At 68.2% G+C, this 17,209-nt stretch carries 14 protein-coding genes and 1 tRNA gene; 8 read left to right on the forward strand and 7 right to left on the reverse strand.

Translation table 11 applies throughout. The features are described from left to right. Nucleotides 1-13: 13 nt before the first annotated feature. Nucleotides 14-2,980, forward strand: a complete 2,967-nt coding sequence (locus tag IPK85_14925; GenBank protein ID MBK8248684.1) for an AAA family ATPase — start codon at nt 14-16, stop codon at nt 2,978-2,980. Nucleotides 2,981-3,047: 67 nt separating this feature from the next. Here the strand turns inward: IPK85_14925 and IPK85_14930 are convergent, their stop codons facing one another. Both IPK85_14930 and IPK85_14935 read right to left on the reverse strand, forming a co-directional pair. Continuing rightward, complete coding sequence (locus tag IPK85_14930; protein MBK8248685.1) at nt 3,048-3,431, reverse strand: phage holin family protein; 384 nt, start codon at nt 3,429-3,431, stop codon at nt 3,048-3,050. A 1-nt stretch (nt 3,432) separates the two neighbouring features. Continuing rightward, nucleotides 3,433-4,050: a DNA-3-methyladenine glycosylase I gene (locus IPK85_14935; protein ID MBK8248686.1), complete on the reverse strand. Its 618-nt coding sequence runs from the start codon at nt 4,048-4,050 to the stop codon at nt 3,433-3,435. 79 nt (nt 4,051-4,129) lie between these two features. Between IPK85_14935 and IPK85_14940 the strand changes: the two genes are divergently transcribed. Both IPK85_14940 and IPK85_14945 read left to right on the forward strand, forming a co-directional pair. Beyond that, nucleotides 4,130-4,606, forward strand: coding sequence for a hypothetical protein (locus tag IPK85_14940; protein ID MBK8248687.1), 477 nt, complete (start codon nt 4,130-4,132; stop codon nt 4,604-4,606). Further along, nucleotides 4,606-5,004: a hypothetical protein gene (locus IPK85_14945; GenBank protein ID MBK8248688.1), complete on the forward strand. Its 399-nt coding sequence runs from the start codon at nt 4,606-4,608 to the stop codon at nt 5,002-5,004. The genes IPK85_14940 and IPK85_14945 overlap by 1 nt, the downstream gene beginning before the upstream one ends. 90 nt (nt 5,005-5,094) lie before the next feature. Here the strand turns inward: IPK85_14945 and IPK85_14950 are convergent. From IPK85_14950 to IPK85_14960, 3 genes are all read right to left on the reverse strand, one after another. After that, nucleotides 5,095-5,167, reverse strand: a tRNA-Asn gene (locus IPK85_14950). A gap of 69 nt (nt 5,168-5,236) precedes the next feature. After that, nucleotides 5,237-6,733, reverse strand: coding sequence for a serine hydrolase (locus tag IPK85_14955; protein MBK8248689.1), 1,497 nt, complete (start codon nt 6,731-6,733; stop codon nt 5,237-5,239). 106 nt (nt 6,734-6,839) lie between these two features. Then, nucleotides 6,840-8,342: a bifunctional metallophosphatase/5'-nucleotidase gene (locus IPK85_14960; protein MBK8248690.1), complete on the reverse strand. Its 1,503-nt coding sequence runs from the start codon at nt 8,340-8,342 to the stop codon at nt 6,840-6,842. A gap of 60 nt (nt 8,343-8,402) precedes the next feature. Between IPK85_14960 and IPK85_14965 the strand changes: the two genes are divergently transcribed. Continuing rightward, nucleotides 8,403-9,212: an SDR family oxidoreductase gene (locus IPK85_14965; protein MBK8248691.1), complete on the forward strand. Its 810-nt coding sequence runs from the start codon at nt 8,403-8,405 to the stop codon at nt 9,210-9,212. Here the strand turns inward: IPK85_14965 and uvrA are convergent. Beyond that, nucleotides 9,209-12,016: an excinuclease ABC subunit UvrA gene (gene uvrA, locus IPK85_14970; protein MBK8248692.1), complete on the reverse strand. Its 2,808-nt coding sequence runs from the start codon at nt 12,014-12,016 to the stop codon at nt 9,209-9,211. The genes IPK85_14965 and uvrA overlap by 4 nt on opposite strands. Before the next feature lie 120 nt (nt 12,017-12,136). Between uvrA and IPK85_14975 the strand changes: the two genes are divergently transcribed. From IPK85_14975 to IPK85_14990, 4 genes are all read left to right on the forward strand, one after another. Further along, nucleotides 12,137-13,522, forward strand: coding sequence for a S8 family serine peptidase (locus tag IPK85_14975; GenBank protein MBK8248693.1), 1,386 nt, complete (start codon nt 12,137-12,139; stop codon nt 13,520-13,522). A 131-nt stretch (nt 13,523-13,653) separates the two neighbouring features. After that, on the forward strand, nt 13,654-14,913 hold the full coding sequence (locus tag IPK85_14980) for an FHA domain-containing protein (protein ID MBK8248694.1): 1,260 nt from the start codon (nt 13,654-13,656) through the stop codon (nt 14,911-14,913). Continuing rightward, the gene (locus IPK85_14985; GenBank protein MBK8248695.1) at nt 14,914-15,702 is read left to right on the forward strand and encodes a Stp1/IreP family PP2C-type Ser/Thr phosphatase; all 789 of its coding nucleotides are present in this window, start codon (nt 14,914-14,916) and stop codon (nt 15,700-15,702) included. It begins immediately after the preceding gene. Then, nucleotides 15,680-15,874 carry a hypothetical protein gene (locus tag IPK85_14990; GenBank protein MBK8248696.1) on the forward strand — a complete coding sequence of 65 codons (195 nt, stop codon included), beginning with the start codon at nt 15,680-15,682 and terminating at the stop codon, nt 15,872-15,874. The genes IPK85_14985 and IPK85_14990 overlap by 23 nt, the downstream gene beginning before the upstream one ends. On the opposite strand, the gene IPK85_14995 is transcribed toward IPK85_14990, so the two are convergent. Continuing rightward, nucleotides 15,871-17,088: an HD domain-containing protein gene (locus IPK85_14995; GenBank protein ID MBK8248697.1), complete on the reverse strand. Its 1,218-nt coding sequence runs from the start codon at nt 17,086-17,088 to the stop codon at nt 15,871-15,873. The two genes, IPK85_14990 and IPK85_14995, sit on opposite strands and share 4 nt — an antisense overlap. Nucleotides 17,089-17,209: the final 121 nt, after the last annotated feature.

A 17,209-nucleotide genomic window follows, 5' to 3' on the forward strand; every position in this document is an offset into this window, starting at 1 on the left:
TGACAGGCACGGCGTGACGGGTCCCGGACGCTCCATCTTCCCACTGCCGCTCGTCGGGCGGCGAGCCGACGCGCAGGCGTTGCAGCTGGCGTTGGATGACGCCCTCGATGGCCGGGGGGGGCTCGCAGCGGTCGTCGGCGAGTCCGGGGTTGGCAAGTCGCGCGTGCTGGCGTTGCTCGCGGAGGAAGCCCGCACACGCGGCGCGCGCGTGTTGGCGGGGCGCGGGTTCGCCCTGGAAGGGGACCGGCCGTACGGCCCCTGGACCGACGCGTTGACGCCGCTCATACAGGAACTCGGGCCGGGATTGGCCACGTTGGCCCGCGGACTGGAACGCGACCTGACGGCCATTGTGCCGGCCATTGGCCCGCGGCCCGGCGAAGTCGAAGACAAGGGCCACCTGTTCTGGAACGTTGGCCAGTTCCTCGCCCGCGCGGCCAGGCGGCAGCCGATGCTCGTGGTGCTGGAGGACCTCCACCTGGCGGACACGCCAAGCATCGAACTGGCGCACTTCATTGGCCGGCACCTCGACGCGGTCCCCGTGCTCCTCGCGGTGTCGTGGGTGACCGGCACGGCACGAAGCGCCACACTGGACGAGCTGCTCCGGGCGATGGGCCCGCGCACCACGCAGCGCGCGCTCCGACCCCTCACCCGCGCCGACCTCCAGGAGCTGGTGCTGCGTGTCTTTGGTCAGGGTGGGGCCGCCGCGGAACAGTTCGCCACCCGCTTGCACGAGCAGACCGGGGGGAACGCCTTCTTCGTCGAGGAAATGCTCAAGTCCATGCTCGTCAGTGGACACTTGCGACGAGAAGGCAGCGAGTGGGCGGGCCTGGATCGCGGGGTCCCCGAGACCCTACCAAGTACGGTGGCCGGGGCCGTGCACCGACGACTCGCGACCCTCGGGGAACGCGCCCAGGCGGTTGCGGAGGCTGTCGCCCTGGCGAGCACGGTCGCCACAATCTCTTGCGTCGAGGCGGTGACCGGCCTCGACGCCGCGCCATTGGCCCAGGTGCTCGATGCGCTGACCGTGGGGCAGGTGCTCGCCGCGCCAAACCAACCGGATGGCCCCTACACCTTCACCCACCACATCGTGCAGCGGGTGGTGGAGCAGGGCATCTCGGACGCGCGGGCGCGGAGCCTGCATCGCGCGATCGCGACGCACCTCGACGGCAACGGGGCCCATGCGGGAGCGAGCTTGGCCCGCCACCTGGTGCGAGCCGGTCTTGGCGGGAGCGTCGAGGCGCTCCCGCACCTGATAGCGGCGGGGCGCGACGCTTTGGCACGACGCGCGGATCACGAAGCGGTGCGCTGGCTGGGTGAAGCCGAACGGAGTGTGCGCCAGCATGGGGTTGTCCTTCGACCCACCGAAGCGGCGGAGTTGCTCAGCGACCTGGCGCGCGCGGAGTGGCGCACTGGTGCCATGGAAGGGGCGGCCTCCCATCACGCGCAGGCGCTCCAACTGGCGGATGCAGACGGGGCACATGGCCTCCGCGCGCGCATCCTGCGCCACATGGCGAGTGCGGCCGCGGTAGCCGGGCGGCCGGACGATGCACTGGCGGCGAGCCGCGCGGCGATCGATGCGGCGACCCTCGCGAACGACCTGCGATTGGAAGTGACGGCCCGCGTGTCGACGGCCGTGGTCCTGCAGTCGCTTGGCCGCATGGAGGAGGGGAAGGCCGTGGTCGGCGACGTGATGGAGCGGGTGGAAGCCTCGGGCGATGCCGAGGGGATCGCCAATGCACATCGGGCACTGGTCCAGCTGTTCGGCTGGACGGGCCCCAGCGCGACCGCGCGGCACCACGCGCAGCTCGCACTCGCCGCCGCCCGTCTGGCGCACAACGATGAGATCGCCTGGTCGGTGCACTGGGCCCTGGCCATCCTGGAGGGGTTCACCGGAAATGGCGACGGGGTGCGTGAGCATCGGAGCGCGGCGGAGCGTCTCGCGGAGTCGTTAGGCTCCCCCGTGCGGGCCGCCCTCACGGCGGAGGTGGCCATTGAATATGCGTCGGCGACGGGAGAGTGGGCCGAAGCGCGCGCACTGGCGGGCCGCGCCATTCCCATCGCCCGCGCCGTCGCGCCGCGCACCTTGCTCCCGCGCCTGCTCGTGTGGGAGGGACTCGTGCTCCTGGCTCAGGAGGAGCGGGAATCTGCCCGTGCCAGGATCGACGAGGCGTGGGAACTGAGTGGAGCGGGGTTGCCGGGGACGGTCCCCGCCGCCGCCGTGCAGAATGTGGTCCTCGCACATACCGGCCGCGCAGCCGCCTCGCTCGCCGAAGGGAACTGGGAGGAGGCGCGCGACCTGGGTGAGCGAGGGCTGGCCCTTTCTGACCGGCATGGCCTGGTTGCGTGGGGCATTCACCGCCTGCTGCCCCTCATCGCTGAGGCGGCCATGTGGCAGCAGGACTACGATCGCGCCCTCGAGGTGGCCGATCGACTGCGGCGGGATGGAGTTCCGTTGCAGCACAAGCTCGCGTTGGCCTGGGCGACGACCATCGACGCCCTTGTGGCCCGCCTGCGCGATGGAAGGGCCGATGCTGCGGAACAACTACTCGCTGCCGCGGAACAGCTGGAGGCCGTCCCCTTTGTTTTTCACGCCGCCCGCGCGCGACGAAACGCCGCGCAGGTGCTGGCGGCGGACGGACGCGTGGATGAGGCGGTACGCGAGCTGCGCCACGCCCACGACGTCTTCTTGCGCACCGGGGCAGAGGCCGAGTTGCGCGGCACCCGGAGCGCCCTGCGCTCGCTGGGCGTGCGGCTCCCGCCGCGCGCGGTCAGTGAAGGGGCGGGCGCACTGACCGGCCGGGAGCTCGACATTGCGCGCTGTGTAGCTGAACACTTGACGAACAAGGAGATCGGGGAGCGGCTCGACATCTCCGCGCGCACGGTCAGCACGCACCTCGCCAACATCTTCAAGAAGGTGCAAGTGGACTCCCGCGCCGCGCTGGCAGACCTCGTGCGCGCAGATCCGCGGTTCGCGGAGTAGGGACGGGCGCAGCGGAACGTGTGTCAGCGCAGGGTGAGGGAGCGCGCTCACCAGAGCCTGGCAATCCTCAATCCTTGCGGCGCTTGCGCTCCTTCTCGTCCTCGACCAGCAGCCACCCGAGCACGTAGCTCACGATCGACACGACCAGCGCGCCTTTCCATGCGGCCCCCAGGCCGCGCACGGTGAAGGCGAACCCGAGGGCACTCGACCAGTGCGCGGTCAGCATCAACATCAAGCCGTTCACCACCAAGGTGAACAAGCCAAGCGTCAGGAAGATCACGGGAAACGAGAAGAACTTCACGACCGGCTTGATGAACGTGTTGACCACGGCGAACACCAGGGCAACGCCAACCAATCCGAGCGCCTCGCCTTCGTAGGCGATGCCGCGCACGAAACGCGTGGCCGCGTACAACGCGGCGGCGTTGATGGCCAATCTGAGCAGGAGGGTCATGTCATCCGGGCCGGCGAAAGGAACGACGCATCTTCTCTACGACGGTCCTGGTGTCGCAGGTTTCGATATGGTCGTTCACCATCCCCATCGCCTGCATGGCGGCGTACATCGTGGTGGGCCCGACAAAGCTCCACCCCCGGCGCTTGAGCTCCTTGGACAGGGCCGTCGACTCCGGGGTGGTGCCCATCGTGCGAAGGACGTCCCACGTCAACGTCTTGGGGCGTGCGCTCGGAGGCGGCTCGAACGACCACACAAGCCCCGCCAGCGACCCGCGTTCGTCGACGAGGTCACACGCACGCTTTGCGTTGTTGATGGTGCTCTCGATCTTGCCCCGGTGGCGCACGATCCCCGCGTCGGCGAGCAGGCGCTCCACCTTGCGTGCGGTGTAGCGGGCCACGACCGCGAAGTCGAAGTCGTCAAAGGCCGCACGAAAATGCTCGCGCTTCCGGAGGATCGTGATCCAGCTCAATCCCGCCTGAAACCCTTCCAGGCATAACTTCTCGAACAACCGACGGTCGTCGGAGACCGGACGACCCCATTCGGCGTCGTGATAGGCGACATACAGCGGGTCGGTGCCGCACCAGGGGCACCGTGCGGGTGGCGGAGGGACGCGTGGCATGATTGACATCAATCAACAGTGACCTTGCGCGTTCTCGCAATCGCGTCGAGACTCTGCCCACTCGCCAATTCACCACGACATGTCATTGGACGCCAAGGCACTACTCCGGCATGCGCTTGCCACCCTCGCCTATCGCGCCAACAAGGTCGTGCGCGATGTCCCCCCGGGGTTTGGATCGTTCGACGCCGGTGCCGGAGCGCGACAGCCGGCGGATATCCTCGCACATATGGGAGACCTGATGGACTGGGCGGCGACGATGGTGCGGGGTGAGGTCGCCTGGGTCGAGTCACCCGAGCGTGACTGGGACCGATTGGTAGATCGCTTCTACGAGGCGATCGCGACCCTCGACGCACTCCTGCAGGCGCGCGAAGTCAGCGACCTGGACACCCAGGCACTCCTGCGAGGTCCCCTCGCAGACGCACTGACCCACGTCGGCCAGATGGCGCTGCTCAGGCGCCTGGGGGGAGGGGCTGTGCGAGGCGAGAACTACGCCCGCGCCGAGATCACGACGGGACGCGTCGGTCGCGACCAGCCTCCCCCGGTTCGCGAGTTCTGATGCCTCCGAAGAAGGCGGATGTCGACGACGAAGCGGGGGCGAGTGCTATCCTGGAGCGGTGGGAGCTGCCGCAGCAGCGACTGGCCACGGCCTGCCGCCGGCTGGTCAGGAAGACGATTCCCACGATGTTCGAGCGGCCGTATCCCGGCTGGAACGCGGTCGGCTTTCGGGATCCACAGGCTGGCTACTTCGTCGGGATGTTCCCGGTGGCGGGCGGAATCGACCTGGTGTTCGAGGGAGGAATGGAACTCGAGGACCCGCACGGCCTGTTCGCCGATCGCCCCACAATGCGCCAGGTTCGCGTCGTGGAGGTGCGGCGAGTGTCCGACCTGTCCCGGCCCGGGCTGCACGACCTGATTCGTCAGGCTGTGCTCCACGGCTCGATGCGGCGGCGCTAGGATCCGGCCGGGACACGGGGCGAAGGCCGCGACCGGCACCAGGAAAACGAAAGGCCCGCCGCGACGTTCGCGACGGGCCTTTCGATAGAGCTCCCGAGGAGGGACTCGAACCCCCGACAGGGTGATTAACAGTCACCTGCTCTACCACCTGAGCTACTCGGGAATGAGCCGCGAAAGCTATCAGCCCCCCCCAGACAGGGTCAACGGACGGCCTGTCCGCCCGTTGCTCCGCCTAGCCCGCCTTGACCGCCCGCATCAGGGTCTTCATCCCCTGCTGCAAGGCGCGGTCCCCCACCTGTGATCCACGGTATTTCCCGATCCGGACGATGACGAGCCCGTGGGAGGGGACCATCCAGGCGCTTTGGCCGCCAGCGCCAAGCATGGCAAAGGCGGTCGTGGGGAGCGGCTGTGCGCCATCCCCGTTCACCCACATGAACCCACCGCCGTAGACGGGGCGCCCGTCGGCCAGCCAGGCCGGCGCGATGGTACGAGCGTGCTGGACATAGCCGGCCGGAAGGAGCCGCTCACCGTTCCAGACTCCATCCTGGAGATACAGGTTGCCCAGGCGCGCCCAGTCCCGCGCCGACACCGCCTCGTAGCCCTGCCCGAGGAAGTTGCCATAGGGGTCGGTGTAGAGGACCGACCCTCGCATCCCCAGCTTCTCGAAGAGCGCGCGGGTCGGGAAGGCGTGGTAGTCCTGCTTGAGCTTCTCCGCACCGAGACGCACGAGGTAACTGGCGAGGACGGGGTCGGAATTGCGATATCGGCCCACCGTGCCGGGTTTCCACTGTTGGGGGCGCGTGGCCGCCCATTCGTACGAATCCGCTGTCCCGGTGTAGAGGTAGAGGTGATCGGGATACCCCTTGCTTGCGTCATAGTCCGGGTCTTGCGGGGCCCGGATGCGCAAACCGCTCGACATCCGCATGATGTCCATGATGCGGATCGCCTGGCGTGGGTCACCGGCCTTCTGCCATTGGGGGAACGGGGCAGGTTGCTCCAGCGTGTACACCCCCATCTGCATGAGGCGCGCGACGAGGGTCCCGGTGAGACTCTTCCCCATCGACCAGCTTTCGAGCGGAGTGTCCGGCTTGATCCCCGGGGCATAACGCTCGCCGATGATCCGTCCCTTGTGGGTGACCACGAAGCCGAGGGTCATCGCGTCCGGCGGACCGAACGCCTCGGTGATCGCCTGCGCCACCAATGCGGAGTCCACCCCGCTGGGCCACGGCGCGCGAGGCAGGGCATCACCCGCGGGGAACGGCGCCGTCGCTGGCGCGAAGTTGCCCTTCACGACTGAGGGCCGGAAGAACACGGAGTCGGCGCCAATGGGCCGGGCGACACACCCCTGACTGCCATACTTCTTCGCCACACGGGTGACGCCGTTCTTCAGTGTGAGCCGCACCTCCTGGCGGGCACGGTCAATCACCGTGTCCCGCACCTCGCCGCGGAACTCGAGCGGGCCGGTGAAGAACCAGACGTTCGCGGCGGCGTCTTTCGGGTCCAGCCCGGTGATGAAGACGGCCGCGCACAGCGTAGTCGCGAACCCGGCGGTGTGGTGGGCGAGGGCATCACCCGGCACCGGCGTCCACGTGCCGGGCAGCTGCAGGGAGTCGCCCCGGGCGGTCACGGCGGCGCGGGGCTTAGTCGGGATCGGCGCGGGGGCCTGCTGTGCCACGGCGACCGACGTCGCGGACGCGAGGACGAGGAAAATCCGTGTTGGCGTGGGCATCTCGAGGGGTCGGGGGAGGGGAAGGTGGACCGCAACCCACGTCGCGTCCAGATGAGGGGCCTCCGCGCACCGGCCGGCAGCGGGCCGGTGCCCAGGCGGCGGTTGCTTAACGCTGGTTGCCCAATGCGCGGAGTTCCTCGATGAGGGGCATCCGGATGTCCCTCAGGTTCTTCCGATCGGTGATCCCCGGGTTGGTCGCCGAAAAGAACCCCAGGCGCGTCTCTCGGCCGGTGAGCATGAAGTCGGTGGTGACCACGGTGTAACGTCGCGCGGGGTCGATCGGGTTGTCGCCGACCAGGACGCGTTCGCCCTCGACCCGCGCGCCAAAGGCATGGAGAAAGCCGCCGATGCCCGCATTGGCGCGCGCCGTCAGTAGCGCCTGGGCCATCAGGGCGCCCGTGACCTGTACCGTGACGAGCGGTCCCCCAAACGGCAGGATGCGGATCACGTCGTACTGCGTGATGGGGCCGGCCGGGATCACGTCGTCGATCCGCACGCTGCCCACGTTGAAGAACCCGATCTCGGCGCCGGGGGCTTCGCGTCGCATCGCGGCGAGCACGAGATCGGTGAGGTTCGACGCGCGAAAGCGGATCGTCGTTTCGAGGGCGTCGAGCGGTTCCCGGAGTTCGGTGATGACCTCACGGGGACGAAAGCCAGCGCGCTCGTACCCCACAAAGGCCTGGTCCAGCCAGTGTTCCACCTCGCGGGCCACCGCGGTATCGGCCGGCAGCTGGTCGTTGATGGGGACCAGCTCGGTCGTGACGCGAGGGCGCGTCCCGGGAGCACCAAAGTGCATCGTGACAACCTGGGCTGTGCGCGCGTTGCCGTCCGCCTTGACGATCGGGGCGAGTTGTCGCCCGCGCCGGAGGAGATAGTTCTTGTGCTCGTGGCCCCCAAGGATGAGATCCAGCTCCGGGATATCGGACGCGAGCCGCTCATCCTCGTAGAAGTACTGGTGCGTCAGGGCGACGACCGCATCGACCGAGTCCTTGAACGTGGCGACTTGCGCGCGGACGGTGGCGTACTGATCGCCATAGCGGACGTAGGGCACGCGGTTCACCGGGGTGAGCGTCCCGACAAGGCCGACCCGCACGACGCGCCCGCTCCGGGTGCGCATCGGGACAATCGCCCGTGACAGGATGCCTGGGAACGGCTGTCCGACGGTATCGGTAACGTTCCCGGTCACGTAGCGAAACTGGGACTCGGCGACCCGCTGCCGAAAGGTCGCCTCGTTGACGTCGAATTCGTGGTTGCCTAACGTGGCCCAATCGAGCCCCGCGGCGTTGAGCACCGCCACCATCTGACGCCCCGCGAGTGGCTGGCCGTCCACTCGGGCTGTACCCAGCGCGGACGGGGAGAAGAAGTCGCCACCGTGGGTGAAGAGCACGGGGCCGCGTTCCGCCTCCAAGCGTCGCCTGAGCGCCGCGACCCGCGCGAGTCCGCCAACCCGTCCCCCCTCGACCGGCATGATCTCGTAGACGTCGTTGACATGGAGGAAGGTGAGCGTCGCCCCTCCGGCGACGGCCGGAGCGCCGGGCGGAGACGAGCGTCCGCCGCCCACGCAGGCGGCCACCAGGAGGGTGCTGAGGAGGCGAAAGGGAACGCGCATCCCGGAAATCTGTGCGCGGGCGCCGTGGACGACAGGCGGGGAACGGTGGAGCTTTCCCCCATGACTACTCCGCCACCGCGGCCCCTGGCCGTCATCACCGGGGCATCCGAGGGGATCGGGCGCGACCTCGCGGCGTGTTACGCTTTGGCCAACTTCGACCTCGTCCTCGTCGCCCGTCGAGAGCTCTTGCTCCGCGAACTGGCCGGCACGCTCTTCGCCCAGCACGGGGCCCGGTGTCAGGTCCTTCCCGCCGACCTGTCGCAGCCGGCGGAGTGCGACCGAGTGCTCGCCGCCCTCGAGGGAGCGCGCGATCGCCTGTATGCGCTCGTGAACAACGCGGGCCTGGGGACCCACGGATGGTTCCACGAGATCGCCATGGAACGTCAGCGCGTGCTGATCGAAGTGAACATCGCCGCGCTCACCCACCTCACGCGCGGGGTGCTGCCCTGGTTGAGGGCGAACCGTCGCGGGCACATCATGAACGTGGCCTCGGTGGCGTCGTTCCAGCCCGGGCCCCTGATGGCGACCTACTACGCGTCCAAGGCGTACGTCCTGTCGCTGTCAGAGGCACTGCATAACGAGTGCCTTGGTACTGGCGTGACCGTCACCGCGGTCTGCCCGGGCCCGACGACGACCGGCTTCAAGGTGGCGGCAGGCCTGGCCTCGGACTCGGCCCCCGGTGGTCCACCTCCGATGGACTCCGCAGATGTCGCCGACCGCGCCTTTCGCGGTACCATGGCAGGCAAGCCGGTCGTGATCACGGGGGCGCGCAATGTGGTCGCGGCCGCGCTGGGTCGTTATCTGCCGCGCAGCTGGTCCGCCGCGACGATTCGCAAGATCCAACTCGCCCGCATGAAGCCGACGAACTAACGGGACAGGCCAAGCAGGGGGCGGAGAAACCGCCCGGTGTGTGAGGCGTCGACCCGTACCACGTCTTCTGGTCGGCCCATGGCGACCACCCGACCACCCCCGTCGCCGCCGTCCGGGCCCATGTCGATGATCCAGTCGGCCAGCTTGATGACGTCGAGGTTGTGTTCGATGAGCAACACCGTGTGCCCGGCATCGACCAGGCGGTCGAGCACCCCGACCAGCTTGCGCACGTCGTCGATGTGCAAGCCGGTCGTGGGTTCGTCCATCAGGTACAAGCGCCGACCCATGCCGCGGGAAGAGGTCGCGAGTTCGCGCGCGATCTTGACGCGCTGGGCCTCGCCTCCGGAGAGCGTGGTGGCCGACTGTCCGAGGCGCAGGTACCCGAGCCCGACCTGCTGCAGGTGCCAGAGCGCTTGCCCGAGTTTGTCCTCGTGGGGAAAGGCACGAATGGCCTGGTCGACCGTCAGCTGCAGGACGTCGTGGATGTTCCGCCCGTTGACCGTCACGTCCAGGACCCGTTGCTGGAAGCGTCGACCGGCGCAGTCGTCGCACGGGACAAACACGTCGGCCATGAAGACCATCTCGACCTGGAGCGCGCCCGCGCCCTCGCACCGCTCGCAACGTCCTCCCTTCACGTTGAAGGAGAAGTGATACGGGCTCAGCCGGGCTTTCTTCGCCGCTGGCGCGGACGCAAAGATCCGGCGGATCTCATCGAAGGCCTTGATGTAGGTCACGGGGTTCGACCGCGGCGACCTCCCAATCGGCTCCTGGTCGACGAGGACGACCGCGTCGAGCGCTTCCGCCCCGACCAGTTCCTGCACGGTACCCACGCGCTCGCCGAGGTGCCGCTTGGCCGAGGTTTCCCCGGTGAGCCGGGCCTCGAGCGCTCGATACAGGACGTCATGGACGAGGGTGCTCTTACCGGACCCCGAGACCCCAGTGACGACGGTGAGCGCGCCTAACGGGATGGTGACCTCGACATCCTGCAGGTTGTGCTCCCGTGCCCCGCGGAGCACAAGCTTCCCGCGGTTCACGGGGCGCCGCTTCGGCACCGGGATGGCCATCGCGCCGGTGAGGTACGGCCCCGTTAGGGGGCTGCCGGCCGCGTCGGCGACCGGCCCCTCGAACACGACGCGCCCCCCGTTCTCCCCGCTGCCCGGGCCCAGCTCGATCATGTGGTCCGCCGCCCGGATCGCCTCGAGATCATGTTCCACGACCAGGACGGTGTTGCCGCCGTCCCGCAGGCGCTTGAGCAACGCCAGCAACCGGTCGAGGTCCCGCGGGTGCAACCCGATGGACGGCTCGTCGAGGACGTACAGGGTGTCGATGAGCGAGGCACCTAACGAGTTCGCGAGGGTAATGCGCTGGGCCTCGCCCCCCGAGAGGGTGCGGGTAGCCCGGTCCAGCGTCACGTACGTCAGCCCCACCTCGCAGAGGAACCGGACGCGGTCGCGGGCCTCGCGCAGGATGTGCACCGCCACTTGCTGCGCGAACGCGGGAAGCGTGAGCCCTTCGATCCAGTCGCGCAACGCGCGCACGGGAAGGGCGTTTACCTCGGCGATCGTTCGCCCCGCGACCCGGACCAGGAGGGCCTCCGGGCGTAATCGCGTTCCCCGGCACTCGGCACACTCGACCGCCGACTGGTATTGCCGCAGGAAGACGCGGATGTACTGCTTGTACCGTTTGGCCTCGAGGTCCTGCAGGAACGGAAAGATCCCACGGTACCCGCGCGCCGTGGGACGGTGCAGCAGGAGCTCGCGGTGCGCGGCGCCTAACGACTGCCAGGGCACATCCATGGGAATCCCCTGGTCGCGGCAAAAGGTCGTCAGGGTGCTCCGGCGTCCCTCGTACCGGGGCTTGGTCCAGGGGTCGATCGCCCCGTCACGCAGCGTTCGCGCGGGATCCGGGATGATCAGCTGCTCGTCGTACGTGAGGTTCGCGCCGAACCCGTTGCACGTCGGACAGGCCCCGCGCGGGTTGTTGAACGAGAACAGCTGCGGGGACGGGTGCGGCGCACGGAACCCATCGTTCGGACATTCCAGGCGCTCGGTGAACCGCTCGATACGGCGCGCGGCACCAGTCCCGACGACCACCACGCACTCGCCGTCCCCATGGCGAAATGCCGCACCCGCGGCTTCAACAATCCGCCCGCGCATGTCGGGTTGCACCGCAAGTCGGTCGACCACGACCAGGACCTCCGCACGACCCACGAGCGGAATCTCACGCTGCGCGACCTCATCGAGGTGCACCGCCTCACTCCCGTCAACAACCACCCGAAGAAATCCCTGCTCGCGCAAGCTCTCCACGAGCGCCTGCGTCGTCACGTGTTGGGAAGGCCGCAGGGGGAAGGTGACGAGAAAACGGGTCCCCTGCGGGTGGCCGAAGATCGCCTCCGCGATATCTCCGGTCGTGTCCGGCTTGAGAATGCGCCCGCAGTGCGGACAGGCGGTCTCCCCGATCCTGGCCCACAGCAAACGCAGGTAGTCGGAGATCTCCGTGGAGGTCCCGACGGTGGAGCGCGAAGAGCGCCCGGGGTTCCGCTGCTCGATGGCGACGGCCGGCGAGATGCCCTCGATGTAGTCGACATCGGGCTTCTCCATGCGCTCAAGGAACTGTCGCGCATACGCGGACAGCGACTCCACGTATCGCCGCTGTCCCTCGGCATACACGGTGTCAAAGGCCAGCGATGACTTCCCCGATCCCGAGGGGCCGGTGACCACCGTGACCGCCCGCCGTGGGATGCGGACCGTGATGTCCTTGAGGTTGTGCTGGCGGGCTCCGTGGACAATGATCGCGTCCTTCACGCCGGAAACGTAACGAGCGTCACCCGTGGGGCGTGTCCTCGCCCGGACACGACGTTCTGACCGTTGACGGACTCAGGTGTCAGCAGCATCGTTGGCCCCTTCCCATTTGCTGGAGATTGCATGCGCACCGCATCGTCCCTGAAGACCACGGCCCTCATTGTCCTCGCGGCCGGTTGCGCGGCGGACCCCGTGGCAGGGCCAGGATCCGCAACGGCGCTCGCCAGCGTCGTCGCGGCGGATGAGGGGAGGGCGACGGGCACGCATCTGGTGAGCTACCGGGCCGGTGAACGGGGAGGGGCGCGCGCGACGGTTGAGGCGCTTGGCGGACGCGTCGTGCGAGAGATGCCCCAGATCGGAGTGCTGCAGGTTGCCGGGCTTGCGGTGGGCGGGGTCGGCACGCTGGCGACGTCCGCCAGCGTGGCCGCCGTGGCAGAGGATCGTGAGGTTTTCGCCCGTCCTTTGCCCCGCGCGCTCCGCGCCGCGGTTGCGTCGGAGCGGCTGGGCGTTCAGGGGACGGACCAGCGTGGAGCCTTCTTCTATCCGGTGCAGTGGAACATTCGCTCGTCGGGGGCGGACCGCGCTTGGGGACCGTCCGGAACCGGGGCAGGGAAGCTGGTATGCATCCTGGATACCGGGATCGATCCGCAACATCTCGATCTTGCGGGGAACGTCGATCCGTCCATGACCATCTCCGGGATCGCGCTGCCGCGTTATGCCTCTGACGTCACACCGCTCGATTACGACTTTCACGGCACCTTTATCGCGGGGCTGGTCGCCAGCAATGGCATTGGGGTCGCCTCGGTCGCGCCGGACGCGCGGCTGTGCTCGATCAAGGTGCTCTCGGAGGATGGGCGCGGCACCTTTGCCGACATCCTCTTCGGGATCCTCCAGGCCGCTGACTGGAACGCGGATGCCATCAACTTGTCCCTCGGTGCCGTCATCGACGCCAAGGAGCCGATTTTCGCGAGCCTCGTCGCCAACATGCAGGCGGCGGTGGACTACGCGAACGCCCGCGGGTCGCTCGTCGTCGCGGCCGCCGGCAACCTGGGGGTGAACTTCGACGAAGTGCCGTCTCGCATCGTACACATCCCGTCGATGTTGGCCAACGTCGTGTCGGTCGGTGCCACGGCCCCATTCAATCAATCGTCTTTCGACCGATTGGCGTCGTACTCGAACCACGGCGGCGTTCGCACCGTGGACATCGTGGCACCGGGTGGGGACCTTGTGGCCGGCGGTGTCACGGAGGATCTGGTCATCTCCGCGTGCAGCCAGTACGCGCGTTCGCTGCCGTTCTCATGCACCGCTCGCTCTTTTGTCTTCGCCTCCGGGACGAGCTTTGCCAGCCCGCTCGTGGCTGCTGCCGCCGCCGTGGTGGAGTCGGCGAATGGGAATCGATCCCCTGCGCAGCACGAGGCGTGCTTCCGAGCCTCATCCCAGCGCGTTGGGAGTCGTTGGATGTACGGGGCCGGTCGGCTGGATGTCGCCGCCGCCCTGGCCTGCCCCTGAGCCTTTCGAGCCGGAGATCACGGTCGCGCTTGCGAGCGGGTTCGCGGGCCGAATAGTTTCCCGCACTTCCTTAGAGCGCCGCCTCTGGTAGGGGCGGCGTCTCTGTTTCGTGGGTTGCCGCCTCCACCTGAATGCCCTTTCTGCAGCTCCGCGATTCGAGGTATCCGCTGCGCGAGGGGGTGAACCGCATCGGTTGGGGTGCCGGGGTCGACGTCCGGCTGCCGTCGCCGACCGACGACGTGGCGACCGCCTTGGAGGCGGCTGCATCCGTGGAAATTGTCGGCGGGGGAGCCGCCCTGGCTGGGCACGGCGACGCCGTCCGCCTCAACGGCGTTTCGGTTCAGGAGCCAACGCCACTCCTCCATGGCGATGCCGTCCAGATCGCGGGCTGGGAGCTGCGCTTTGGGGACGAGGCCTTGCTGGGCGATACCGTTCCCCTGGCGGTCAACGAGGACGCGCCGATCGCTGTTGCAAGCCCCGCGGCCGCGATCAGCCGCTCCGGGGGACGTCTCGTGTCCCAGACCGACGGGCGAGAGTACCCCATCGGTGGCGACGGCTTGCTGATCGGGCGCGATCCCACCTGTCACGTCGTGGTTGCCCGACCGGACGTGTCGCGTCGCCACCTCGCCATCCGCGAGACCCCCACGGGCTACCTCCTGCTCGACACGAGTACGAATGGAGTCCTCGTCAATGGGGCGCGCGTGCTCACGGAGGTGCCGCTCGGTCGCGGCGACACCATCCGCGTTGGGTTGGAAGAGTTCCGGTTCCACTCGGATCGCTCGGAACCGCTCGTGGCCACCGCGGTCCCCCAGCTGGCGTCGACGGGCAGTTTTGCTGCGGCCCGACGCCCGGAGGCGGCGACGAAGCCGCCGGAACTGCTGCTCGGGACCCTCGAGGTGCGCAACGAAGGGCCGACCAAGGGGACCCGCTATGAGCTGCGGTCTCCACGCATTGACGTGGGACGAGGGCTGCACAACGACGTGGTGATTCCTGACGAGAGCGTCAGCGACAGCCACGCCAAGCTGCAGCTCCGCGAGGATGGCTGGTACCTGAGCGACCTCGGCTCCACGAACGGGACATACGCTGGGGGCGAGCGTCTCCAGGGTGACCTCAAGATTGCGTCCGGTAGCGACCTGCGGTTTGGCGGCGTCAAGGTGGTCTTTCGTCCATCCGGCCCGACCGCTCGACCTTCGGGGGAGACTCGGGTTATTGTTGGGGTCAAGGGACCCGACCCGAAACGCGCGGCAGAGCGACTCAAGGAACTCGCGGAACATGCGACCGAGGAGCCGAGCCCCGTCAAGGCGCCGTCCCGTTTGGCCTCACTGTTGTGGATCGTCCTCCTCGCCCTCGTCGCCCTCGTGTTATGGGCTGTCACTGGTGGTGAACCGTAAATGGACCTGACATTCGCGGCTCGCACCGACGTCGGAATGATTCGTTCCGGGAATGAGGATGCGTATTTCGCCCACGCCACCCGGGAGCGCGGCATCTTTATCGTCGCGGACGGAATGGGTGGCCATGCGGCTGGCGAAGTCGCGTCGGAGATGACGGTGCAGATCGTCTCCCGTGAGCTGACCGACCTTTCACCGGCTGACAACGCCGCGCTGGAACATCTCGCCGATTCGATTCGGCGGGCCAATAGGGCGGTCTACGATCGCACCATCGCCGAAGCGGACAAGCAGGGCATGGGAACGACCGCATCGGTGCTCGTCGTTGCCAACGGGCGCTTCCTCATCGGGCAGGTCGGTGATTCGCGGATCTATCTCCTCCGAGACGGGGCGCTCAAGCAGGTCACCAAGGACCATTCGTATGTGCAGGAGCAGGTGGATGCCGGGCTGCTGACCCCGGAACAGGCACGGTACCATCCCTACAGCAACGTGATCACCCGCTGCGTTGGGGCTGGGGAGTCAGTGGAGCCGGACGCGTACAGCGGCGACCTTCGCCCCGGAGACGTCTTCCTGGTCGCCAGCGACGGCCTCACGGGGATGGTGGACGACCGGCGGATCCAGCAGCTGCTCCTCTCCCGCGCCTCGGCAGGACGGCTCGTGGACGCGCTGATCGCCGAAGCCAACTATCGTGGTGGCCTCGACAACATCACCGCCATCGTGATCCAGATCGCATCCACTGACAACGGCGGTCCTGAACACCCGACCCCGCGCCATGCAGAACCCGTCACCACCTGACGAGGCGTCCGAAACGGTCGGTGAGGTCGCAGGCCTGTACCTGGGGAACATCCTCTTCGCGCTGGAGGCCTGTGCCCGTGGTCTGGACGCCGAAGGCAAGGGTGACCACGCCGCGTTTTATCGCGGCATCGGGCGCAAACTCGCGGATGCGAGGGGGCGCGAGAAGCGCTAGGCCGACGCAACGGCGGACAGCACCGCCTCCCGCGACAGCGTGACGGGGCGAGCGGTGAAGACCCGCAGCCAGCGCGCCGACTGATACAACGCATCGGCGAGTACCGGGAGGTTGATCGAGCCCGAGAGCCCCTCCGTGGTCAGGCGCTGCACCGAACCGTCTCGCCTGACCACTGGCATGTCGAGACCCAGCATCTGGGTCTTCTCCGGAAAGTCCACCAGCACGTCTTCAGGGCCGAGCCCCGACGTCGCAGCGAGTCGCGCCTCGGCCTTGCTCAGCTGCTCGCGGCTGGAGGCCGCGTCCACGACCTCTGGAGGGAGCTCGGCAGCCGGACATTCGAACGCACGCTTGAAGAGGTTGCGCGTGCGCAGTCGCGTCAGCAGGGGGGAGGGATGCCGCTGCTCCAGGGTGTGGAGCAACGACTCATCAGCGTAGCCCGCGAGCGCATGGACCGTCACGGCCCCGTCGCGGATGGCGTGCTCGACCAGTCGCTTGTACATCGCGGTCGCGCTGCGGACGGCGTGGTGCCAGTACACGTTGCGGTACATCTGGTACTTGGCGAACAGCAGCGATTCCAGCGCCGAGAGTCCTTTCTCCCGGATCGCGACCACCGGGCGGCCGGCGACCGGATCCACCGCCACCGTCAGCGCATGGATCAGCCGGTCGACATCGATCTCGCCGTAGGGCACGCCGCACATGAGGCCATCGCGCTTGAGGTACTCGATCTTGTCGAGGTCGAGGGACCCGCTGATCAGCCCCTGCAATGGCGAGGTGGACCGGCCACGGATCAGGTCGAGGACGCGTTCGGGGGCGTCGGGGGCGACCTCGCGCAGGATGGATGCGATGGCCCCCTCGGTCACGAGCGGGCGGGCGACCTCCTCGTGGTGTGGGGCCCCAATCTCCTCGAGGGCGTGGGAAAACGGATAGTGCCCCACGTCGTGCAGGAGCGCGGCCAGTCGCGCGATGGTGCGCTCGGTCGCGTCGATGCCGGCGATGCTGCCGTCCTCCTCAAGTCGCTGGAGGGCGACCCCGGCAAGGTGGTACGCGCCTAACGCATGTTCAAAGCGTGCATGCGTGGCGCCGGGATACACCAGGTAGGCCCAGCCCAGCTGGCGGACGTGCCGCAGGCGCTGGAAGGTCGGCGTGTCGACGAGCCGCAGTGCGCGGGCGTCCACGCGAATGTTGTTCCAGAGCGGATCGCGGATGATGTCCACGCGGGAGCAGGGGAGGGAGGAAGGGGAGGGTCGCTGGCGGTCGCATGGTGCGCCGGCGACGGCAGAAAGCCGAGAGGGTGACCGGGCGACGAGCGCCGCGGTCACCCTCTCAGTCGCGCAG

The organism is Gemmatimonadota bacterium (genome assembly GCA_016712265.1).
In the GTDB taxonomy this organism is placed as follows: Bacteria; Gemmatimonadota; Gemmatimonadetes; order Gemmatimonadales; family Gemmatimonadaceae; genus RBC101.